18 protein-coding genes are annotated in these 22,677 nt (G+C 67.4%); 13 read left to right on the forward strand and 5 right to left on the reverse strand.

The window, feature by feature from the left end; genetic code table 11:
* Positions 1 to 2: 2 nt before the first annotated feature.
* The gene (locus ACFWQC_RS13325; protein ID WP_378678255.1) at positions 3 to 1,109 is read left to right on the forward strand and encodes an extracellular solute-binding protein; all 1,107 of its coding nucleotides are present in this window, start codon (positions 3 to 5) and stop codon (positions 1,107 to 1,109) included.
* A 98-nt stretch (positions 1,110 to 1,207) separates the two neighbouring features.
* On the forward strand, positions 1,208 to 2,650 hold the full coding sequence (locus ACFWQC_RS13330) for an aldehyde dehydrogenase family protein (protein ID WP_378678258.1): 1,443 nt from the start codon (positions 1,208 to 1,210) through the stop codon (positions 2,648 to 2,650).
* 46 nt (positions 2,651 to 2,696) lie between these two features.
* Here the strand turns inward: ACFWQC_RS13330 and ACFWQC_RS13335 are convergent, their stop codons facing one another.
* Together ACFWQC_RS13335 and ACFWQC_RS13340 are read right to left on the reverse strand one after the other, a co-directional pair.
* Positions 2,697 to 3,932: an NAD(P)/FAD-dependent oxidoreductase gene (locus ACFWQC_RS13335; RefSeq protein ID WP_378678261.1), complete on the reverse strand. Its 1,236-nt coding sequence runs from the start codon at positions 3,930 to 3,932 to the stop codon at positions 2,697 to 2,699.
* 81 nt (positions 3,933 to 4,013) lie between these two features.
* Positions 4,014 to 5,408 carry a VWA domain-containing protein gene (locus ACFWQC_RS13340; RefSeq protein WP_378678264.1) on the reverse strand — a complete coding sequence of 465 codons (1,395 nt, stop codon included), beginning with the start codon at positions 5,406 to 5,408 and terminating at the stop codon, positions 4,014 to 4,016.
* 222 nt (positions 5,409 to 5,630) lie between these two features.
* Between ACFWQC_RS13340 and ACFWQC_RS13345 the strand changes: the two genes are divergently transcribed.
* The 4 genes from ACFWQC_RS13345 to ACFWQC_RS13360 are packed head-to-tail and all read left to right on the forward strand — an operon-like array spanning position 5,631 to position 10,216.
* Positions 5,631 to 6,665 carry a cupin domain-containing protein gene (locus tag ACFWQC_RS13345; protein ID WP_378678267.1) on the forward strand — a complete coding sequence of 345 codons (1,035 nt, stop codon included), beginning with the start codon at positions 5,631 to 5,633 and terminating at the stop codon, positions 6,663 to 6,665.
* 47 nt (positions 6,666 to 6,712) lie between these two features.
* The gene (locus ACFWQC_RS13350) at positions 6,713 to 7,741 is read left to right on the forward strand and encodes a cupin domain-containing protein (RefSeq protein WP_378678270.1); all 1,029 of its coding nucleotides are present in this window, start codon (positions 6,713 to 6,715) and stop codon (positions 7,739 to 7,741) included.
* 11 nt (positions 7,742 to 7,752) lie between these two features.
* Positions 7,753 to 8,940, forward strand: coding sequence for an MFS transporter (locus tag ACFWQC_RS13355; protein ID WP_378678273.1), 1,188 nt, complete (start codon positions 7,753 to 7,755; stop codon positions 8,938 to 8,940).
* The gene (locus ACFWQC_RS13360) at positions 8,933 to 10,216 is read left to right on the forward strand and encodes an MFS transporter (protein ID WP_378678276.1); all 1,284 of its coding nucleotides are present in this window, start codon (positions 8,933 to 8,935) and stop codon (positions 10,214 to 10,216) included. The genes ACFWQC_RS13355 and ACFWQC_RS13360 overlap by 8 nt, the downstream gene beginning before the upstream one ends.
* On the opposite strand, the gene ACFWQC_RS13365 is transcribed toward ACFWQC_RS13360, so the two are convergent.
* Positions 10,207 to 10,947 (reverse strand): FadR/GntR family transcriptional regulator, encoded by a 741-nt coding sequence (locus tag ACFWQC_RS13365; protein ID WP_378678279.1) that lies wholly within the window; start codon positions 10,945 to 10,947, stop codon positions 10,207 to 10,209. The two genes, ACFWQC_RS13360 and ACFWQC_RS13365, sit on opposite strands and share 10 nt — an antisense overlap.
* A 437-nt stretch (positions 10,948 to 11,384) precedes the next feature.
* Between ACFWQC_RS13365 and ACFWQC_RS13370 the strand changes: the two genes are divergently transcribed.
* The 7 genes from ACFWQC_RS13370 to ACFWQC_RS13400 all read left to right on the forward strand — a co-directional run bounded on the left by ACFWQC_RS13370 (position 11,385) and on the right by ACFWQC_RS13400 (position 19,733).
* Entirely contained in the window at positions 11,385 to 12,374 is a 990-nt protein-coding gene (locus ACFWQC_RS13370) for an ABC transporter substrate-binding protein (RefSeq protein WP_378678282.1), read from the forward strand.
* Entirely contained in the window at positions 12,371 to 14,149 is a 1,779-nt protein-coding gene (locus ACFWQC_RS13375) for an ABC transporter permease (protein ID WP_378678285.1), read from the forward strand. Before ACFWQC_RS13370 ends, ACFWQC_RS13375 begins: the two co-directional genes overlap by 4 nt.
* Positions 14,150 to 14,176: 27 nt before the next feature.
* Positions 14,177 to 15,307 carry an ABC transporter ATP-binding protein gene (locus tag ACFWQC_RS13380; protein WP_378678288.1) on the forward strand — a complete coding sequence of 377 codons (1,131 nt, stop codon included), beginning with the start codon at positions 14,177 to 14,179 and terminating at the stop codon, positions 15,305 to 15,307.
* Positions 15,308 to 15,317: 10 nt separating this feature from the next.
* Positions 15,318 to 16,553 carry an MFS transporter gene (locus ACFWQC_RS13385; protein ID WP_378678291.1) on the forward strand — a complete coding sequence of 412 codons (1,236 nt, stop codon included), beginning with the start codon at positions 15,318 to 15,320 and terminating at the stop codon, positions 16,551 to 16,553.
* Positions 16,554 to 16,584: 31 nt separating this feature from the next.
* Positions 16,585 to 17,709: a hypothetical protein gene (locus ACFWQC_RS13390; protein ID WP_378678294.1), complete on the forward strand. Its 1,125-nt coding sequence runs from the start codon at positions 16,585 to 16,587 to the stop codon at positions 17,707 to 17,709.
* Positions 17,710 to 17,793: 84 nt separating this feature from the next.
* Positions 17,794 to 19,431 (forward strand): ethanolamine ammonia-lyase reactivating factor EutA, encoded by a 1,638-nt coding sequence (locus ACFWQC_RS13395; protein WP_378678297.1) that lies wholly within the window; start codon positions 17,794 to 17,796, stop codon positions 19,429 to 19,431.
* 137 nt (positions 19,432 to 19,568) lie between these two features.
* Positions 19,569 to 19,733 carry a hypothetical protein gene (locus ACFWQC_RS13400; RefSeq protein WP_378678300.1) on the forward strand — a complete coding sequence of 55 codons (165 nt, stop codon included), beginning with the start codon at positions 19,569 to 19,571 and terminating at the stop codon, positions 19,731 to 19,733.
* Between the two features lie 113 nt (positions 19,734 to 19,846).
* On the opposite strand, the gene ACFWQC_RS13405 is transcribed toward ACFWQC_RS13400, so the two are convergent.
* Both ACFWQC_RS13405 and ACFWQC_RS13410 read right to left on the reverse strand, forming a co-directional pair.
* Positions 19,847 to 21,397 (reverse strand): ethanolamine ammonia-lyase reactivating factor EutA, encoded by a 1,551-nt coding sequence (locus ACFWQC_RS13405; RefSeq protein ID WP_378678303.1) that lies wholly within the window; start codon positions 21,395 to 21,397, stop codon positions 19,847 to 19,849.
* Positions 21,384 to 22,631 (reverse strand): hypothetical protein, encoded by a 1,248-nt coding sequence (locus ACFWQC_RS13410; RefSeq protein WP_378678306.1) that lies wholly within the window; start codon positions 22,629 to 22,631, stop codon positions 21,384 to 21,386. The genes ACFWQC_RS13405 and ACFWQC_RS13410 overlap by 14 nt, the downstream gene beginning before the upstream one ends.
* Positions 22,632 to 22,677: the final 46 nt, after the last annotated feature.

The following is a 22,677-nucleotide window of genomic DNA, read 5'->3' on the forward strand; positions in this document are numbered from 1 at the left end:
CCATGAAGACCTACCAGGGACTGGCCGCGGTTGCGGTCGCCGTATCGCTCTTGCTCACCGGCTGTGGCGGGGGAGTGAACCGCGCCGCCTCCGTCGGCAACGAGGAGAACATCGACCAGGCAGCCGACGTCTACGAGACGTTCAACAACCTCGAGGGCGAGGAGCGCATGGAGGAGCTGGTCAAGGCCGCCGAGGCCGAGGGCAAGCTCTCCGTCTACTCGACCCTCACCCCCGAGGCAGCGCCGGTCGTCGAGAAAGCGTTCGAGGCCGCGTACGACATCGAGGTCGAGATGCCCCGGATGTCGTCCGAGGACGTCATCACCAAGGTCGACACCGAGCAGGCGGGCGGCAACGACAACGGCGCCGACCTGCTCGAGCTGAACGGCTTCGAGCTGACCGCCCTGGCCGCCGAGGGTCACTTCGGTGAGTTCACCGGTCCTGAGCGCGACCTCGTGGTCGACGAGGGGCAGAAGGACGGGTGGACGGCCGACCGGCTCAACCGGTTCGTCGTCGCACGCAACACCGAGAAGCTGCCCGATGCGGACTGGCCGAAGCGGATCGAGGACTTCGCCGACCCCAAGTACCAGGGGAAGCTGTCCATGGAGATCAACGAGGTCGACTGGTTCATGGCGCTGCGCGACTACTACATGAACGAGAAGGGGATGAGCGAGCAGGAGGTCACCGACCTCTTCAAGGCCATCGCCGCCAACTCCGCCATGGTCGACGGTCACGCCGCGCAGATGAGCCAGCTCGCCGCCAGCAAGTACGCGGTCGCGATGTCGACCTACGACTACCAGACCGCCGGGGTGGCCAAGACCGGTGCGCCACTGTCGTACGAGCCTGTGGTCCAGCCGGTCGTGCAGCGGCCAAACGGGGTGGCTCTGATGAACAGTGCGCCCCACCCCGCGGCCGCCTACCTCTTCTACGTATGGATCCTGACCGATGGTCAGCAGGTGCTGCGTGAGGCGGGGCTGACCTCGGCGCTGAAGAGGGACGCCAACGCGGGCCTCGACCAGGGCACCGAGATCGTCTCGGTCGACGTCGAGCAGCTCAAGGACGAGTTCGACACCTATCAGGACATGTACGCCGAGGTGACCGGCCAGAAGTAGCCACCGCGAGACGGGTGGGTGCCGGAAGACGGCACCCACCCGGTACTCGGGCGGGCCGAAGCATCCGACGGAGCCATTCGACAATGACGGAGAACGGTGTGACCAAGATTCCCTCCCGCAAGATGCTCATCGACGGCGAACTCGTGAACGCGTCGAACGGCGCGACGCTTCCTGCCGAGAACCCGGCGACCGAGCAGGTCATCGGCGACCTGCCTGATGCAACCGCCGAGGACGTGGACAGGGCTGTTGCGGCGGCGCGGCGAGCAGCGCCTGAGTGGAGCGGGACGCCATGGACGCAGCGCGGCCGATTGCTGCGCGACTACGCCGATCTGCTCGACGAGCACCGCGACGAGCTGGCCGAGCTGGACGCGCTCGATTCCGGCCTCCCGGTCGCCAGCATGCGCGCGGACGTGACGAGTGCTGCCGACGAGATCCGATACTTCGCCGGCTTGGCTGGTGAGACGAAGGGACAGACGATCCCCAGCGGACCCGACCAGCTCACCTACACCGAGTTCGTCCCGTACCCGGTGGTGGCGCGGATCGTGCCGTTCAACCATCCCATCAAGTTCATCTCCGGCAAGGTCGCCGCGGCCCTGGCGGCGGGCGCGCCCGTGGTCGCCAAGCCGGGAGAGCAGTCGTCGCTGTCCGCGCTTCGACTCGCCGAGGTGGTCAAAGACCTCTTCCCCGTAGGCGTGCTCAACATCATCACCGGCTCCGGTGCCACGGCAGGCGCGGCGCTGTCCGGCCATCCGGACGTACCCCGAGTGGCCTTCACCGGCTCGGTGCCGACGGGCGCGCGGATCATGGCGGCAGGTGCGCCCACGATCAAGCACGTCAGTCTCGAGCTCGGCGGGAAGAACCCGATGATCGTCTTCCCGGATGCTGACGCCGAGCGGGCTGCGGTCGCATCCGTGGCAGCGATGAACTTCGCGCGGTCGATGGGGCAGTCGTGTGGCTCGTCGTCGCGCGTGTTCGTGCACCGAGACGTCAAGGACAGGTTCGTCAACGCCTTGGTCAAGCGGCTCTCCGAGCTGAAGGTCGGTGACCCCATGCGCGACGACACCGACATGGGCCCGATCGCCTTCCGCGCGCACTACGAGAAGGTCTGCTCGTACGTCGAGGCCGGCATCGAGGAGGGCGCCACGCTCGCCTACGGCGGCAAGCGGCCCGCCGGCCTGGACACCGGGTTCTTCATCGACCCCACCGCGTTCACCGACGTCACGATGGACATGCGGATCGCCAAGGAGGAGATCTTCGGCCCGGTCGTCTCCGTCCTGGACTGGGACGACTACGACGAGATGATCGCTCAGGTCAACGATGTCGAGTTCGGTCTGACCGGCAACGTCTGGACCAACGACATCTCGCAGGCCATTCGTACTGCCCGGCACATCGACTCGGGCTACATCTCGGTCAACGGCACCGGCAAGCGTCCGACCGGCTCCCCGTTCGGGGGTTTCAAAAGCAGCGGTCTCGGCAAGGAGAGCTCGCTCGACGAGCTGCTGAGCTACGGCCGGAACAAGTCCGTGACCGTCATCCTCTGACCCCATCCAGGGCTGAGATCACGACAGGTACTTTTTCGCTCGTCGCTCAGGCGATCGCCTTCAGGTGATCCTTGAGAGGGATGTCGGGGTTCGCGGCAGCGGCAGGGGATACGTTGCCGCCGCGTTCGAGGATCTTGCGGACGGCCATGTAGTCACGCGGGGCGTTGATGGAGTCTGTCGAGATGAGCTGACCGTCGTGGTAGTAGAGCGCGGAGAAGGACTCGCTGTCGGGCTCGCCGCGCACCACCACGTCGTCGTAGCCGCTGTTCAGCCCCGCGACCTGCAGCTTCAGATCGGCCTGGTCGGACCAGAACCACGGGATGCCGGCGGCCGGCGGGACGACGCCGAGGAGCGTGGAGGCGGCGACCTTCGCCTGGGCGACCGCGTTCTGCACCGATTCGAGGCGGAGCGAGCCGTGGTCGGGGTGGGTGGTGACGGTGCAGTCGCCGGCGGCGACGACGGCGGGGTGGGACGTACGCGCGTCGGTGCTGACCACGATGCCACCGTCGACCGCCAGGCCCATCTGCTCGGCGAGTTCGGTACGTGGCTGCAGACCGACCCCTACGAGGACCAGATCGGCGGGAAGCGTCTGCCCGGCGGCGAGCTCTACCCCGGTCACGTGGCCGTCGGAGCCGACGATCTGCTCGATCCTGGTGCCGAGCAGGACCTCGGTGCCGCGGCGGCGGTGCGCCTCGAGGTAGAACTCGGAGACCACGGGGGCGACAGCGCGGGCGAGCAGCCGGTCGGCGATGTCGACGACGGTGACCCTTTTGCCCGCTGCTCGGGCGCCGGCGGCGGCCTCGAGACCGATGAAGCCGCCGCCGATCACGACGACGTTTTCTGCGGAGTCCATGCGGCTCCGTAGGTCGCCCGCGTCGTCGAGGTGGCGCAGGTAGCAGACGCCGTCCAGGTCGCTACCGGGCACTGCGATCCGGCGGGCTCGCCCGCCGACGGTGAGTGCCAGCCGCTCGAACTCGAGCGGTCGTCCGGCCGCGGTGATCGCGATGCCGGGGCTTCCGTCGGTGGGAAGGGTCACCTCGGTGACCTTCTCGCCGAGGACCAAATCGATCGCATTGTCGCGATACCACTGCTCGCCGCGGAAGGTGAGCCCCTCCAGCCCGACCTTCCCGGCCAGGTAGGCCTTGGAGAGCGGTGGGCGCTGGTAGGGCAAGTGGGTCTCGCAGCCGACCAGTGTGATGGGGCCCTCGTCACCCAGCTCGCGCAGCGTGGTGGCGACCTGCAGGCCGGCCTGACTGGCTCCGATGATCAGCGTCCTGCTCATTCTTCGCTCCTATTGGTCAATTGGTTAGACCATAACATCGAATGGGGAATGGAAGGTAGGGGTCAACCGTCAGAACGCCGCTCAGGCCAGGTCGTAGACGAACCCGGCCAACTGCTGGAGGTTGCGGCACTCCGCCATCTCGACGATGTCGCCGTAGACCATCGCAGCCGAGTCCCCGGCACCCCAGTTGCGCACCGGCTCGGGATTGAGCCAGATGGTGCGCTTCGCGGCTGCTGCCAGCTCCCGCAGAGCCTCGTCGCCGAGAGAGGCGTAGTTGGCGCGAGCATCGCCCAAGATCAGGAGTGTCGTACGTGGTCCCACCGCCTCGCCGTGCTCGGCGGCGAACCGCTCGAAGACCCGGCCATAGTGCGTACGTCCCGCCAGTGCCGCCTCGCGGGTGCTGCCGGCCAGCCCGGCGATGACCTCGTCCGGGCCGGCGTCGGGGCGCAGGTCGTCGGTGACCTCATGCACGTCATCGACGAACGTGAATGCCCGCATGCCCTGGAACGCCTCCCGCAGGGCGTACACGAACATCAGCGTGAAGTGCGCGAAGTGTGCCACCGAGCCGCTGACGTCGCACAGCACGACCAGGTCGGTGCGGTGTGGGCGCTTGGGCCGGTGGTGTGTGGTCAACGGCACGCCGCCGGTCGCCATCGATGCCCGGATCGTCCGGCGGAAGTCGACCGGACCGCCACCACGGCTGCGCCGTTCCTTGGCCAACCGGGTCGCCAGCCGCCGCGCCAGCTGATAGACCTCGCGTCGCATCGCCACCAGGTCGGCGTGGCGAGCGTCGGAGAACGCCAGCTTGTCGATGGTCGGCCGCACCTGCTCCGCAGCCCCGCGGTCCGGCCCCTTCCGCTCAGCGGTGCGTCGTTCGATGTCGGCGAGCACGGCCGAGATGAACTCGGTCAGTCGCCCCTGGGCAAACGTGTCGGCCTGCTCGCGCTCGACGCCGTCGCGCATCAGCCCCTCGACCAACTGGTTGACGAGTTGCTGCACGTCGAGGCGCTGCAGGGTCTCGTACGCCGACCATGGCGATGCGCCGTTCGTGCGCCCCGCATCGGTGCCGAAGCGGCCGACCGACTCCGCCGCCAGCTGACGCAGCAGCTGGTCGTCCAGGTCGGACTCGCGCAGGGCGCGCCGGACCCGGCGACGCATCGTGTCGAGCACATCGAGGTTGTCGCCGACCGGCTCGTGGGCGGCTGGTTCCGACGCCCGGCCGCCGCCGTCGCCGACCATCGCCGGGAAGTAGAGGTCGAAGAGCGCATCGAAGGTGGAGCGCTGGGAGTGCTTCTTGACCAGTGTGGCGGCGTACGTGTCGCGGACCATCGCCCGGTTGCTCCAAGGAACCCTGGCCAGTGCGGTCACGGAGTCCAGGTCCTCGGAGAGGGAGACCGGCAGTCCCGCCGTACGCAGCGCGCGGACGAACTCCAGATGCCGTTCCAGGAGGCCTGAGCCGACCGCGGAGCCGCTCATCAGGATGCCCCGACGAGCTCCGCAGGCGCACGCTTCTGGGCGAGCGCGCCGGCGAGGGAGGTGGGGGAGGTGAACCAGAGCATGGACCGCATCCTTGAATCGACGGGTGGACAGTGGCGCGGATCACGCCTAGATTAATGGTCAGTCCATTATGCATCGCAGTGCAGATCAGGTCGATCGCGATCTGACGCCTGCCATGGCACTGACGGCAGGAGGAAATGCATGGCCAAGAAGCTGCGTACTTTCGTTCGCGGGCTTGATTCCGCGACCTACGGGCTCAACGAGTTCCGGCAGAAGCAGCTCTCGTACGACCGCGTTCGCAACGACGAGTACGTCGTCGACGACGCGAAGGTCGGCCACTCCGGCGACAGCGCACAGTCCAAGACCTGGTGGCGGATCGGCCCCGGTGACGAGGAGTTCCTCACCCAGACGATCCACGTCCACTTCGTCGAGCTGCCCCCGCGGTCCTCGAACCACGGCCACGGCCACCAGAACGAGGCCGCCTTCTACATCCTCGAGGGCAAGGGCTACGAGATCCACGACGACCAGCGCTACGACTGGAAGAAGGACGACCTCGTCTACGTCCACACCGACTCGGTGCACAAGCACTTCAACCCGTACGACGAGAAGGCTGTCGCCCTGGTCGTGAAGGCCAAGAGCACCTGGATGTTCATGGGCCTCATCCAGCAGGGACGCAGCGGCCCCATCGACCGTCCGGACGAGTTCGGCCCGCGCGAGGAGTGGAGCCACGTCTGGACCCCGGGCGTCAAGGACCGCAAGAAGGTCATCGGCCTCGAGGACACCATCTGGGAGATCACTCCTCTCGGCAACCAGCGGATCATCGCGTCGCCGGAGAAGACCGACGGTCGCATCCACAGCACCGACTCCTACGAGCTGAAGATCGAGCCGGGGAGCAGGTCGGGCCGCTACTGGAAGATGGCCGACGAGGTCTTCTACGCCCTCGAGGGCGACGGCCACTTCCTGATGTGGGAGGTCGAGGCCGAGATCGCGGAGAAGTACTACGCCCGCGTCGCGCTCGAGCCGAAGCGCTACGACTTCACCAAGGGCGACACGATCTACGTGCCGCAGAACCACCAGGTGCAGATCTTCGCCAACGACGGCTCCACGGTGCGCCTGTTCCAGTCGCAGAACCGGCTCTTCCGCACGCTCGGCTACGACAACATCCACTACGTCGAGAACGCTCCGGCGTACGACGCGCTCCAGGTTCCCGAGTCGGCAGCGACGGTCGACGCCTGACGGCAGCCCGGCACGGTACAGATCCAACGGCCAACAGGAGGCAACCAATGGCGAAGAAGAAGGTGCGTACCTTCGTTCGCGGGCTCGACTCGGCGACGTACGGACTCAACGAGTTCCGTCAGGAACAGCTCGCGAACCCGCGAGTGCGTGACAACACGATCGTCGTCGACGACGGCAGCGTCGGCCACTCGGCCAACACCAAGACCTCGCACACGGCGTGGCGGGTCGGGCCCGGCGACGAGCAGTTCCTGACCCAGACGATCCAGGTCCACTTCACGGGTGTGGACGGGCACGGGCAGAACGGTGGCCACGGCCACCAGAACGAGGCTGCCTTCTACATCCTGGAGGGGGCGGGCTATGAGATCCACGACGGCATCCGCTACGACTGGAAGAAGGACGACCTCGTCTACGTCCACACGGACTCCGTGCACCAGCACTTCAACCCGTACGACGAGAACGCCCTTGCGCTGGTGGTGAAGGCGAAGAGCACCTGGATGTTCATGGGTCTGATCCAGCAGGGCAAGAGTGGACCGATCGACCGGCCCGAGGAGTTCGGTCCCCGCGAGGAGTGGAGCCGGATCTGGACTCCCGGTGTGTTGGACCGCAAGAAGGTCATCAGCGTCGAGGACACCACCTGGGAGATGACGCAGCTTGGAAACCAGCGGATCATCGCGTCGCCGGTGAAGACCGACGGTCGCATCCACAGCACTGACTCCTACGAACTGAAGATCGAGCCGGGGAGCAGGTCGGGCCGCTACTGGAAGATGGCCGACGAGGTCTTCTACGCCCTCGATGGCGACGGGCACTTCCTGATGTGGGAGGTCGAGGCCGAGATCGCCGAGAAGTACTACGCGCGGACGGCGTTGGAGCCGAAGCGGTTCGACTTCACCAAGGGCGACACGATCTATGTGCCGCAGAACCACGTGGTGCAGATCTTCGCGAGCGATGGCTCCACGGTGCGCCTGTTCCAGGCGCAGAACCGGCTCTTCCGCACGCTCGGCTACGACAACATCCACTTCTTCGAGGATGCGCCCGAGTACACCGGTGCCGGCGAGCTCGCCAAGAGCCCGGTCTGACCCGGAACCCGGTGCCGATCCACCGGAGACTCCGGCGCTCCCCGTCGCGCGACACCCTCGCAGCCGCGGGCGGCGCCGCGCTGTTCTCGTGCGCTCTCGGACTCGCCTCCGTGGCACTGCCGCTGCTGGCGATCGACGCCGGCTACAACGCGGTCGAGGTAGGTGTGCTCACCGCCATCTCGGCGATCGCCCAGATGACAGCCCGGCTCGGCCTGGGCGTGGTCATGCGGGTTCTCCCGGACTGGACCCTCGTTGCCGCTGCGACTCTCATCCTGGGGGTCTCGAACGGGATGGTCGCGGTCGACGCGGCTGTGGTTCCGTTCGTCATCGCTCAGCTGCTTCAGGGCGTGGCCCGTGCCTGCTTCTGGACCGGCAGCCAGACCCACGCCGTACGTCGCGAAGGCTCCTCGGTGAAGTCCCTGGCGGCGGTCAACTTCGTCTCCAACACGGGGCTGCTCGTCGGTCCGCTGATCGCCGGTCTCCTCTCGGCCCGAAGCCCGGCGTACGCCTTGGGGTGGGGCGCGGTCATGGCCGCGGTCGCATTCGTGCCGACCCTCTTCATGGACCGGCTGCGCCCGTTCAAGCGGGTCAAGGACCGCAGCGAAGAGCGCCTGTGGCGACGCCCCGGCGTGTCTGCGGGCTGCTGGGCAGGCGTCACCGCCGGCGCCTGGCGCGGCCTGCTCGGATCCTACGTTCCGGTCGTGCTGACCCATGCCGGACACTCGTCCACCGTCGTCGGCGCGCTGGTCGCGGTCGCCAACGCGAGCTCGGTGGGTGGCTCGGCCGTCGCCGGGCGTACGTCGCGTGCCGCTCTGGCCCGCGCGTTCGCCATCGGCGCGGTAGTGACGGGCGTGAGCCTGGGCGTCGTCGGGTTCCTCGCCGGCAACGCCTGGCTGGTCGGTCTCGCGCTCGGCATCTCCGGACTCTCGTCGGGGACGCTGCAGACACTCGGGCCGGCGATCGCCAGCGACTCGGTCCACCCCGAGGAGCGCGGTGAGGCGATCGCGGTCACCGGCACCTTCCGTGCCGCGGCGCTCTTCGTGGCGCCGTTCGGGGTCGCGGGGCTGGTGCTCGTGATGCCACTGTCGGCCGCCATCGCGGCCGCGGGGGTCCTGGTGATGGCGCCGGCGCTGAGCGCCGGCAGGTTGCGCGGGGCACTCGCCCGCATCGAAGCCGAGGAGAAGGTCGTCAGTGACTGAGTCGACGGAGCCCATCGAGCCGGAGGGACGCCGGCGCTGGCCGTGGGCGCTCCGTTCGCTGGGGCACCGGAACTACCGGATCTTCATCACAGGTCACTCGGTCAGCACGATCGGCACCTGGATGCAGCGGGTCGCCCAGGACTGGCTGGTCCTCGACCTCACCGGGGATGCCGTCGACGTGGGGATCGCGGCAGCATTGCAGTTCCTGCCCGTGCTGCTCTTCGGGCTGTGGGGCGGCGCATTCGTCGACCGCTGGGACCGACGCCGGGTCATCATCTGCACCCAGGCCGCCAGCCTGGTGCTCGCGGCGGTCCTCGCGGGCGTGGTGCTCTCGGGCACCGTGGAGCTGTGGATGGTCTTCGGGCTCTCGCTCTCGCTCGGCTTCGTGACCGTCTTCGACAACCCCGCCCGGCATGCTTTCGTCGCTGAGGTGACCCGGCCGCAGGACTACGTCAACGCCCAGGCGCTCGCCTCGACCGTGCACAACCTGGGCCGGCTGGTCGGTCCCGCGGTCGCCGGCACGCTGATCGCCGTCGCGGGTTCGGGATGGGCCTTCGCCATCAACGCGGCCTCCTTCGTACCCGTCATCTGGGGGCTCCTCCTCATCGATACCAGCTCCGCGTCAGTGGAGCCGGGGGAGCGGAAGCACGGCCGCGTACGCGAGGGGCTCATGTACGTCTTCTCCCGTGCGGAGCTGCGCGCCTGCATGATCCTTGTCGCCGCGATCGCGCTGTTCGGCCAGAACTTCCGGGCTGTGCTGCCGGTGCTCGCCAAGGAGACGTTCCACGGTGACTCGCAGACCTATGGGTGGCTGACCTCGGCACTCGGGGTCGGAGCGGTCATCGGCGCGCTCGGCACCGCCGCCACCGAGCGGGTCAGCAGCTGGCGGCTGCTGCTGGCCGGCGTCGCCTTCGGCGGGGCCAACGCGCTGGTAGCGCTCGCCCCGTGGCTGTGGGTGGCGATGGCCGCGGTCATGTTGATGGGGATCGCGAACCTGGCGTTCAACACCCTCTCCAAGACCCTGCTGCAGCTCGGGACGGAGCCGAGCATGCACGGGCGGGTGATGGCCCTGCACGGCTTCGTCTTCTTGGGTACGACGCCGCTGGGCATGCCGCTGATCGGCTGGGTGTGTGACCAGTGGGGAGCGCGCGCGGGAATGGCAGTCGCATCGGTGACCGCTCTCGGTGCGGCAGCGCTGGTCGCACCGACACTGCGACGGCTACAGGCCGGAACGGCGGCGACGCCCCGGGATCCGAAGGTCCTCGATCAGGCCTGAGCGTCCTCGGCAGTGCGTTCGGCGGTGCGCTCGAGGTGGGGCCCCATCACCGCGACTGCGGCATCGACGTCACGCGCCTTGATCGCCTCGACGAGGGCGCGATGCTCCTCGGTGCCCTTGTGTCCCATGGTGGGCGCGGCCATCTGTGCCTGACGCAGCGACATCAGCATCGGGCCGTGGAAGCTGTGCACCAGCATCTCGATCGCGGGGTTGTGGGTGCAGCTGGCGACACGGACGTGGAAAGCGGCCGACAGCCCCATGGTGTATTCACCCGCGGCGAGTGCGGCTTCGGCCTCCTCGATGATCGCCAGGAGGTCGGTGATGTCCTCGTCGGTCGCACGCGTCACGACCAGCGGCAGAATGCCCAGCTCGACGATCTTGCGAGCCTCGGTGACGCCGGACGCGGTCAGCGGGGCGAGGGAGAGCAGGTCCGCCAGGCCGGCGCCGAGTCGTTCAGTGGACGGCGTGGTGACGAACGCGCCGCCTCGTGCGCCGACGCGGATCTCGACCAGGCCGCTGGCCTCGAGCACGCGGAGTGCCTCGCGAACAGTGACTCGGCTGACCCCGAATCGCTGGCACAGGTCGCGCTCGCTGGGCAGACGGTCTCCCGGGGTGAGGCGGCCGTCGCGGATGAGCAGCTTGATCTGGTCGACGATCACTTGCGAGACCCGGTCGACACTGACTTTGGCGAACATCTCGACGCCGGCTGCGCCGGAACTCGAGGTTGTCAAGGCGGATCCCTCCTGGGGCTCGTCGCGGATTTTCCGAGACGCGATTGGGCCAATGGACTGTGGGTTAACCGTACACCTCTCGCGGGCGTCTGTGGGGACTTCGGCCCGGCTTGCCGACCTGGGACATGCGCCCGTCTCCCATGCTTCCGGGCAGCGAAAGAACCAGTTGCTCAAACAACCAGAGAAGCCGACGATGGCTGGGTTAAGAGTCCGTGACGCCCTTCACACCGCCGCTGTGTTGTGTTACATATAGTGCTAATGGTCTGACCATCATCCCGTAAGAGGGTCGGGCGACGAGTCAAGGAGCACCCCAATTGAGACCCAGACTGGCCTGTGTCACCGCAGTAGCTGCAGCGACCCTGATGTTTGCCACGGCTTGCGGTGGATCCCCCGTCAGTGGGGGACAGAAGTCCGGCGAACCCACAGAGGCGGAAGCCGTGTTCAAGGAGATGGCCGCACTCGACGGTCAAGAGCGTCGGGACAAGCTGGTCGAGGCCGCCGAGGACGAAGGTGAGCTCACCATCTACACCTCGATGACCGATGACATCGCGCTCCTGCTCGAGAAGAAGTTCGAGGCGGACTTCGATGTCGCGGTCGACCTGACCCGCGCCGAGTCCACCACCGTGCTCACCAAGGTGCTCAAGGAGTACAGCTCCAACTACGCCGGTGCGGACATCGTCGAAACCAACGCGCTGGAGCTGTTCGCCCTCAACGGCGAAGGCGCACTCGCTGAATACTCCGGAGAGCGCCGGGACATGGTGGGCGAGCAGGGGCAGTTCGAGAACTGGACCGCCACCCGCTACAACATCTTCGCGCCGAGCTGGAACACCACCGCAGTCAGTGCCGAGGAGGCCCCCAAGAGCTGGGAGGACCTGGCCGACCCGAAGTGGAACGGCCGGCTGGCGATGGAACTGTCGGACTACGACTGGTACCTGACTCTCTACGGCTACTGGCAGGAGCAGGGCAAGTCGGACGAGGAGATCGACAAGCTCTTCGCCGACATGGTCGACGGTGCCGAGGTCCAGAAGGGCCACACCACCATGTCCGACCTGCATGTCTCGGGGAAGTTCGATGTTGCGGCGACGAACTACACGTACATCGTGCAGCAGAAGATCAACTCGGGTGCCCCGCTGGCCTACGAGCCGATCGCGGAGCCGGCGATCGCGCGACCGAACGGTTTCGGCCTGGTCCGTAACGCCTCGCACCCCGCGGCCGCGATGCTCTTCGCCGACTGGATGCTCGAGGAGGGGCAACAGGTCCTCGTCGACCTCGGCCTCACCCCGGCGATCGTGCCCGAGGGCGCCAAGGATCCGATGGAAGGCGTCGAGGTGATCCCGGTGGACACCGACAAGATGGTCAACGAGAACGAGAAGTGGACGAAGGCGTACGACGACCTGCTCCGCGGGGCGGGAGGTGCTGGCAGATGACGACCACGGCTCCCGCCGAAGAGAGGGCACCGGCACCAGCGAGGAAGTCGCCGGTCGATCCGGGTACGGACAGCGGCACGCCCTCGCTGCTGAGACGGATCCTGACGCCGAAGACACTGATCCTGCTGCTGGTCGCCGCGGTCATCTTCTGGTTCGGTGTGGTTCCGCTCTGGTATCTGCTGCAGGTCACCTTCCTCGACCCTGAGACCGGACAGTTCACCCTCGGTGCGTTCAGCGAGGCCTACGGCGACTCGAAGGTGTTCTCGCTCGTCGGGACGTCCTTGTGGTTCGCGTTCGGCTCCGCAATCCTCTCGCTGGTCGTCGGGACCGGACTGGCGTACCTGATCGTGCGAACCGATGTGCCGTTCAAGGCACTGTTCTTCGCCTCCTCGATCATCCCGCTGGTCATCCCGGGGATTCTCTACACGGTCTCCTGGATCCTGCTCGCCGACACGGACATCGGCCTCCTCAATCGCTATCTGGAGAAGCTGCCGCTCATCGGTGAAGGTTTCTTCAACATCGAGAGCGTGTGGGGGATGATCTGGGTCGAGGGCCTGCACCTGTCGCCCATCGTCTTCCTGCTCATGGTCGCCGCTTTCCGGGCGATGGACCCATCGCTCGAAGAGTCCGCGCAGATGTCGGGCGCCTCTCGGATCACGGTCATCCGCAGGATCACCCTCCCCCTGATCCTGCCGGCGATCGTCGGCGCGATGCTGATCATGACGGTCCGCAGCCTGGAGAGCTTCGAGGTCCCGGCGCTGCTGGGCGTCCCCGCCAACATCTACGTGTTCACCAGCCAGATCTACTTCGAGCTGCGCGGATGGCCGATCGGCTACGACACGGCCGGTGCGCTCGCCGTCGGGCTGTTGGCGCTGGCGCTGATCGGGGTCACCTTCTCCAACCTGATCGGTCGAGGCTCCAAGAGCTTCCAGACCGTGACAGGGAAGGCCTTCAGGCCGCGGCCGATCGAGCTCGGCAAGTACCGTCCCATCGCCGGTGCCGTCGTCATCGGGTACTTCTTGATCGCCGTGGTGCTGCCGCTCGCGGTCCTGGTGTACTGCTCTTTCCAGCCGTACTACCAGCTGCCGTCGATGGACGCCTTCCGAAGCTTCACGCTCGACAACTTCCGCGACGTGATCGAGAACCCGACCGTGCTGCGCGCCTTGAAGAACTCGCTGATCCTCGGTGTCGGATCGGCGACTGTGGTGATGGCCTTCATGGCGGTCGCGTCCTGGATCACCGTGCGGACCCGGATCCCTGGCCGTCAGCTGATCGACGGGTTCACCTTCGTGCCGCTGACCATTCCGGGCCTGATCATGGGTGTGGCCCTGCTGGTCACCTATCTCAACTTCCCGATCGGGGTGTACGGCACGCTGTGGCTGCTGGGGATCGCCTACTTCACCCGCTACATGCCGTACGGAATGCGGTACGCCGTCACCTCTCAGCACCAGATCGGTGCTGAGCTCGAGGAGTCGGCGTACATGAGCGGCGCCACCTGGTGGCAGACGTTCCGCCGGGTGCTGCTCCCGCTGCTGATGCCAGGCCTCCTCTCGGGCTGGATCTACATCCTGGTCGTCTCCTTCCGCGAGCTCTCCAGCTCGATCCTGCTCTACACCTCCGGCAGCGAGGTGCTGGGCATCGTGATCTGGGAGGAATGGGAGAACGGCTCCATGGCTGTCGTCTCGGCGATCGGTGTGCTCATGGTGCTCACGCTGGTCCTTCTCGTATCCATCGCTTACAAGCTCGGGGCCAAGGTCGGCCTCCAGCAGGACTGACCTGCCCGGTTCTGAGAGGAAACACTCATGTTGGAAATCACTAGTCTCGTCAAGAGCTTCCCCGGCGAGAAGACCAAGGGAAAGACGGCCTCGAACAACGTCTTCGCCGTCAATGACGTCAGCTTCGAGGTACGTCAGGGTGAGATGTTCACCCTGCTCGGCCCCTCGGGCTGCGGCAAGACCACGACGCTGCGCTCCATCGCGGGTCTGGAGAAGCCGGACAGCGGCAGGATCGCGGTAGGCGGCAAGACCTTCTTCGCCGCAGGCGGCGGTGCCAAGTCGGTCAACGTGCCGGCCAACCAGCGCGGTCTCGGGATGGTCTTCCAGTCGTATGCGATCTGGCCGCACATGACCGTCTTCGACAACGTGGCGTTCCCGCTCCAGGTCATGCCACGCACCAAGCGACCCAGCAAGAAGGAGATCGAGAACCGGGTCAACCGGGTGCTCGAGACGCTCGAGCTGCGGCAGTACGCCGAGCGTCAGGCCACGAAGCTGTCCGGTGGTCAGCAGCAGCGCCTCGCGCTGGGGCGCGGCATCATCATCGAGCCCGAGCTGCTGTTGCTCGACGAGCCGCTGTCCAACCTGGACGCGAAGCTGCGTGAGTCGCTTCGCTTCGAGCTCAAGCGGCTCCAGCGCGAGCTCGGCATCACCTCGATCTACGTCACTCACGACCAGGTGGAGGCGCTCTCCCTGTCCAGCAACATCGCGGTCATGAAGGCCGGCGAGGTGATGCAGCTGGGCAAGCCGCGCGAGATCTACGAGAACCCGAACAGCCAATTCGTCGCCGAGTTCATCGGCACGTCGAACTTCATCGAGGCCACCGTCTCCAACCGCACCGGCGAGGCGTACACGGTCGAGACGAACGAGGGCACTCTCACCCTGTCGAGCGGTGCCCAGGTGCCCACCGGCACCCGGGTCGTGGCTTCGATCCGGCCGGAGGCGGTCGGGATCTCGACCGAGCGCCCGATGGCGACCGAGAACCTCTGGCAGGGCAAGGTCGCCACCCGCGCCTTCCTGGGCGACGCGGTGGACCACGTCGTCGGAGTCGGCAAGACCGAGATCCGCGCCCGTACCGTGCCGTCGGTGTCGGTCCCGCCGGGCACCGACGTCTACCTCCACCTGGAGGCGGACAAGATCTCGCTCGTCCCGGCCGACTGAGATCCCCGCCTTGGCACTCCCTGAGGTTCTTCGGCACCGCGCCTTCGGCCTCTACTGGGCTGGAGTCATCCTGTCGGAGATCGGCACCCGCGGGACCATCGCGGCCGTCCTGTACCACGTCTATCAATTGACGGGTTCGTACGCGCAGACCGGTCTCGTCGGGGCCGCCCAGGCGGTCGCTCTGCTGGTGCTCTCGCCGCTCGGTGGCGTCTACGCCGACCGCCTGGACCGGCGCAAGCTGCTCCAGGCGGCGCAGGCGGTCGCCATGCTGGTCGCGCTGGGACTGACAGTCCTGACTGCGACCGGTGCGGTGAACATCTGGCTCATCTATGTCGCGGTCATCCTGATCACGGCGGCGGCGACCTTCGACTCACCGGCCCGGCAGGCTCTGATCCCGGCGATGGTGCCGCGCGAGCAGCTGCCCCAGGCGTTCGCTCTGCTCAACCCGTCTCGCGAGCTGGCCATCCTGATCGGCCCGGGGCTGGGTGGGGTGCTCATCGCGGTGGGCGGACCGGAGCTGATGTACGGCTTCGATGCGCTGTCCTACCTCGCGATGGTCGTGGCGCTGGCGTTCATCGAGGTGCCTCATCTGCCGGGCTCGCCCAAGGACGAGTCGATATGGGCGCAGATGAAGGACGGCGTGGTCTACATCAGGGGCCGCTCCATCATCTGGATGCTGATGTCGCTGGACCTCTCGGCGACGCTGTTCAGTGCCTACCGGGTGCTGCTGCCGGCGGTCGCCACCGAGATCCTGCACGTGGGGCCGAGCGGCTACGGCATCCTCGCGGCGGCTCCGTCCGCGGGAGCCTTGCTGGCGTCGTACACGATCTTCAAGCTCGTCTCCAGGAGCAACCGGCTCGGCCGGATCCTGCTGGCGGCGACGGTCATGTACGGGGGAGCGGCCATCCTGCTCGCGCACGCTGGGGTGTTCTGGGTCGCGCTGCCGGCCTGCCTGCTGCTCGGCGCCTTCGACGCCGTCACCACCACCATCCGGCACGCGGCGGTGCAGTTGGAGACGCCAGACGAGGTGCGGGGCCGCGTCACCTCGATCTACCAGATGGCCTCGCGCGGGGGCCCGGCGCTCGGTGACGCCTTGATGGGCAAGGTCGCCGCGTCGCTCGGTCCTGTCACAGCGCTCACCGCCGGCGGGATCCTGACGGCGCTGTACGCCGTGACCTTCCTGCCTCGGGCGAACGTCGTCCGCGAATACGCGGGGGCGAAGGCCCCCGCCCACCAACAAGCTTGATCAAATCCGAAACCGTGAAAGAGGAATGACAGTGGCCAAGAAGGACGCGATCGTCTCCGACGATCTGGCGAAGAAGTTCAAGACCGAGAAGGACAGCCCGTACGTCCGCTGGGTCGCCGACGAGGGCCTCGACATCATCGCGGCCCATTATGTGGAGGACCTCAAGACAGTCGAGCTCAAGCCGTGGGCCCGCCGCGGTGGCCGGGGTGTGTTCATCAACCACGAGGCATCCCGGACCTCCAACGACTGCTACGTCGCCGAGATCCCCGCAGCTGGTGTGCTCGAGCCGCAGCGCCAGCTCTTCGAGGAGATGATCCTGGTGCTGTCGGGCCACGGCTCGACCTCGGTCTGGAACGACGCCGGGAAGAAAGTGACCTTCGAGTGGGGCCCCGGCTCGATCTTCGCGATCCCGCTCAACACGGTGCACCAGCACTTCAACGGCTCCGGCACCGAGGTGGCACGCTTCGTCTCCTCGACGAACGCCCCGCCGATCATCAACATGTACGACGACCCCGACTTCGTCTTCAACACCTCCTACGACTTCCCCTCCCGGTTCAACGGTGAGCCGGACTACTTCGACAACAAGGACGAGCAGGACGGGCTGCTGCTGAAGACCAACTTCGTGTGGGACTCGGTCAGCCTCCCGCTGATCGCCGCAAAGGAGCGCGGTGCCGGCGGCGGCCACATCCGCTTCACGATGGCGCGCGGGTCGATGAACAGCCACATCTCGCAGTTCCCGACCGCGACGTACAAGAAGGGTCACCGTCACGGCCCGGGCGCGCACGTCATCATCCTCTCGGGTGAGGGCTACTCGCTGATGTGGCCCGAGGGCGAGGAGCCGAAGCGTTATGAGTGGAAGGCCGGCTCGATGATCGTGCCGCCGAACATGTGGTACCACCAGCACTTCAACACCGGCTCCGAGCCGGCCCGCTACCTCGCGTTCAAGCACGAGGTCGTCTCCATCCGCAACGCCCAGGGCGTCCCGAAGGCCTGGATCAGCCAGCGCATCGGTGGCGACCAGATCGACTACGCCGACGAGTCGCCGCTCGTGCGCGACACCTTCTCCAAGGCTCTGGCCGAGAACGGCCTGACCCCGCAGATGGACGCGGCGTACGAGGCCGAGCTCCCCGACCTGCCCCCCAAGGCTGGGGAGTAGGTCCCAGTTCGCCCCGAGGGGCGCGAGGGCAACGAAGCCCTTGCGCCCCGTGGGCACCAACATCCACGTCTAGGAAGTCTCCTCTTGAGCCACGACCACCACCACGAGCGCCCCACGCTGAGCCCGAACGGGCTGGACGAGGCCGGGATCTTCCGCGGCGACCACGACCGCGACCACGATCATGACCACGACCGCGACCATGATCACGGGCACGATCACTCCCACGGTGAGCTCGACGCGAGGGATCTGGCGGCAGCCTTCGCCGACAACCCGATCTGGCTGCGGGACAACGTGGAGATGCTCAGCGTAGGCGTGGACATCGGGTCCGCCGGAACCCAGGTGGCCTTCTCCCGGCTGGTGCTGCGCCGCAAGGGCGAGGACCTGACCAGCCGCTACATCGTGGTGGAGCGGGACACGCTCTACCAGTCGGAGCTCTACCTCACGCCGTACGCCGCGGACCTCACCATCGACGCCGCTGAGCTCGGTGACCTGCTCGACATGGCGTACGGGCAGGCGGGGCTGAGCCCCGACGATATCGACACCGGCGTGGTGATCCTGACTGGCGAGGCGCTGAGGCGGGAGAACTCCGAGGCCATCGGCACGGTCGTGGCGGAACGGGCCGGAGACCTGGTCTGTGCCACGGCCGGACACCACATGGAGGCGATGCTGGCGGCGTACGGCTCGGGTGCGGTCCAAACCTCGCACGACCGCGGTGGTCGGCTGCTCAACGTCGACATCGGTGGCGGTACGACCAAGCTGAGCCTCGTCGAGGACGGCAAGGTGCTCACCACGGCCGCGCTGCACGTGGGTGGGCGGCTGCTCGCCCACAACGCCGGCCGGATCACGCGCCTGGAGCCGGCCGGCCAGCGCCACGGCACCGCCGCCGGTGTCACGCTCACGCTCGGCGGTCATGTCGACGACGCCGGCCTGAGCGCGGTGGCCGAGAAGATGGCCGATGCGGTGCTCGCGCTGCTCGGCGGCGCCGGCGACCCCGAGCTGTGGCTCACCGAGCCACTCCCGGTCGACATGAGCACCGTGGACGGACTGGTCTTCTCCGGTGGAGTGGGGGAGTACGTCTACGGCGCCGAGACCCGCGACTTCGGCGACCTGGGCCGACGGCTGGGCACGGCGCTGCGGCAGCGGGTCGACGCCGCCGGCCTGTCCCTGCTGCCCGCGGCCGAGCGGATCCGGGCGACCGTGCTCGGTGCCTCGGAGTACACCGTCCAGCTCAGCGGCATCACCACCCACCGCGACGATGCCGAGGCCCTCCTGCCGCAGCGCAACCTCCAGGTCGTCGCTCCCACCTACGCGCTCGACGAGGACCCGATGGGTCCAGTGGACGCGACCGCGATCGCCGAGGCGATCCGTGAGCATCTGGCCGCCTTCGGGGTCGAGCCCTGCGACGACATCGCCCTGGCCCTGACCTGGAGCGGCGCGCCGGCCTACCCGCGGCTGCGCTCTCTGGCCGAAGGGGTGCGCGGGGGTCTGGCGGCCCGTATCGAGCACGGGTGCGCGACGTACCTCGTCCTCGATGCCGATATCGGTCTCACCCTCGGCCGGATCCTGCGCGACGAGCTCGGTGTCGACGGTGGTCTGCTCGTCCTCGACGGGTTGCAGCTGCGCGACTTCGACTACGTCGACCTCGGTCGCGTACGTCAGCCCTCGGGCACCGTCCCGGTCACCATCAAGTCGCTGGTCTTCGGCGACAGGATGATCGACTGAGCCGGGACAGCGACTGCGCGCAAACGCCTTGACGGCGATGTGAGCAAGCACACGTCGCCGTCAGTGAATTGGTTAGACCATTTCGTGGTTATGGTTTTCGAGTGCCTGAGATCCAGGTATCGAAGCGGAGGAAAACCATGAACCAGCTCTACACCCAGGACGCTGTCAGCCCTCTCATGATCCAGCCGGGCGAGGTCCGGGTACGCCGCTACCGCGAGCTCGATCTGCGGGCCTCGCTCGCCGCGTTCGCCGGCAGGGTCCGCATGACTGTGCAGATCCCGGTTCAGCGAGCGACTCGCTGACCGCTGCCGCTCCGCCGCCGAGGCGTAGAGCAGCACGCAGAACACCAGAAGGCCCCGGATCCCCGGGGCCTTCTCGTATTTGCTGTCGAGCTGATCAGACTGAGCCGGGACCGTCAGAAGGCCACGTCTCGGCCCAGCGCCGCCGTGGCCGGGAAGACCAGCGACTTGATCACGACCGGTACGGCACCGGAGACCGCCAGCAGCCCGCCGATGTCGATGAAGTCGAAGGCCTGGAGCGTGAGCCCGTCGATGGAGACCACCGGGATGGGCAGGCTCAGCTCCTCGTTGACATGAATGCCGACCAAGCCGCCGACATCGCCGTCGCCGACCAGCACCAGCGGCAGGCCGTTGCTGGTGTACTCGGCCATGCCCGCGGCCACGCCACGGCAGAACGCATCGAGGCGGCCGAAGGTGGCTGAGCCCTGCCAGCGGTAGCAGAGGGCGACCGGCTGGTCCTTCGGCATCGAGTCGAACGCCTGCAAGGCATCCTTCACCGCCACCGTGATCTCGTCCGCGTCGAGCTCCTCGCGCTCCAGTGGCAGCTGCGGCATGAGCACAGGTACGTTGCGCAGCGGCAGCAGCGAGGTCGGCTCCACGAAGATCGTGGTCCCACTCACCTGCACCGTGTATTGCGAGGCGCCGACGACGGTGGCGCGGATGCCCTGCTCGGCGACCTGCAGCTCGGGGCCCCAGCCGGAGACCCGCTCGCGAATCGCCGCCGCCAGGCGCGGTCCGAGGTCGCCGTGGTCGCGCTGGTCGCGTCCGTAGACGTACTCTGCCACGCCGCCGGAGAACGAGATCGCATCCGGGGCCGGACCCGCAGGCAGCGGCTCCAGTCGAAGCAGGTCGGCGGTCGCCTTCGCCGGAGAGCCCGTCTGCATCGCGGCGAAGAGGTGGTCCGCCATCAGCTCGACGAGCCGGGAGAGCCCGTCGCCGTCGGGCACCGCGCCCATCTCCAGCTCGAGTGCGGCCTTGGCCGCGAGCCAGCGGGCGGCCTCCTCGATGCGAGTGACGCGGCCCTCCGAGTCGAAGGCGAGGATGCGGGCGCCGACGTCGATCGCGGTCACCGCCTGCACCTCACCATCCGCGCAGACGGCGATCTTGGACGTGCCGCCGCCGATGTCTATGTTCATCGTGCGGTTGCCGTTGGCCTCCGATCTGGACACCGCTCCCGACCCGAAGGCCGACAGCTGCGTCTCCAGTGCGTCGCCGGCGCTGACGGAGACGAACCTGCCTGCGATCTGAGAGAACACGTCGGCGATGATGCGCGAGTTGGTGCGGCGTACGGCCACGCCGGTCATGATCAGTGCGCCGGTGTCGATCTCGTCCGGCGAGACACCAGCCTCGGCGTACTGCCGGTCGAAGAACTCCCTCAGCGCATCGCCGTCGAGAGTGTCGCCGGCCGTGTCGCCGGTGCTGTAGGGCGCGAGAAGGACGTCCGACTCATGCGTCACCTCGCGTGAGGTGACCAGATAGCGGTTGTCCCGCCGCTGCAGCACGATCCGTGACAGCACCATGTGGGTGGTCGAGGAGCCGATGTCGACACCGACGCTGACGAGCCGGATCTCATCGTCCTCCAGCACCAGGCTGCGCCCGCCGCTGGTGAAGATCCGGCCGCCGGAGTGGCCGATCGGCGTCAGCTCCGAGGGCTCACTGAAGGCCATCGGCCATCTGCCGCTTGCTCGGGTCCCAGTCGATGCCTTCGGGATGCTCGTACCAGCTCGGGTCCATCCTGAGCTCGACGCCGTTCTTCTCGAGCGTCGCCTCGTACTCCGTGCGGACGTGTGGGTCCTCCTGCCAGTACGCGATGGCGGTGCCACCCTCGTGCAGATCGCGGGCCGTGTAGTCGGTGTGCTTGGCGCCGGGGGCGCCGGGGTCGCGGCCCGGGTTGTGCGGGCCGAACCAGGCGCTGAGCCGGAACGGCTCCTTCGACGCGCTGAAGTGCTGGTGGTACCAGCGCTGGCCACCTGGCGCGGCGGTGATGAAGCCGAACCGCTCGTAGTCGAGACGCTGGACCTGGTCGCCGTTGCCGTCGGCCCACGGCGTCGGGCCGAGGTGCTCGGGCCAGGTGTAGGTGTAGCCATGGCCCTTCAGGCAGATCAGGATCGCGGCGGAGGTGTGCGCGTGCGCCTTCGAGTAGCGACCGTTCTCGTGCTGGCCGATCCAGTAGTAGAACTGGTTGTCGGTCATGTAGGGCTCGACGCGGCGGTAGCCGGGGGAGCGGCGGTTGTCCAGCGGCAGGTCGCAGTCGATGACGTCGGGGATGAAGTTCGTACGCCGCATCGCAAGACCGCGCACCGGGTCGGGCTCGATCTCCTCGCGGTACTTGAAGAAGTCGTCTGCCCCGCTGAAGCGCTCGCGGAAGACGAACGGGTTGTTGAACACCGCCTCCACGTTGTTGAGCTGGTTCAGCACGTTGGGCGCGGTGTTGCCGGCCATCAGGATGGCGGGCTTCGAGGTGGCGTTGACGATCCGGAACCAGGCGTTCATCGGGATCGAGAACATCGAGCCCCGCTGCCACTCGAAGACGTGCCTGTTGACGTCCCCTTCCTGCCAGACCTCACAGGTGCCGCGGCCCTCGACGGCGAGGTAGATCTCCTCGAACATGTGCTTCTCGGGGTTCAGCGCGCCACCGGCCGGGACCTCGACGACGAAGTGGCCCCACTTGGTCTCGGTGCCGTACGTCTGGATGTAGCTGCCGCGCCCGCCCTTGCGGTCCCAGTCCTCGCGCGGGAGGTCCGTCACCGTCCGCACGCCCAGCCCGCGGAAGACCGGGATCCCCTCGGACTCCATGAACGTGTCGTACGGCATGGGCTGCTTGTGGAAGTCGCCGAAGCCGGCCCTGCGGTGCTCGGTCGGCTCCTGCCACACCGTCTCGGTCGTTGTCTCGGTCGACACGCTCACTCCTCTTCCGGTGGCTCTGTATATGTGATAGGCATCACTG

It is taken from the genome of Nocardioides sp. NPDC058538 (assembly GCF_042719275.1).
GTDB lineage: Bacteria > Actinomycetota > Actinomycetes > Propionibacteriales > Nocardioidaceae > Nocardioides.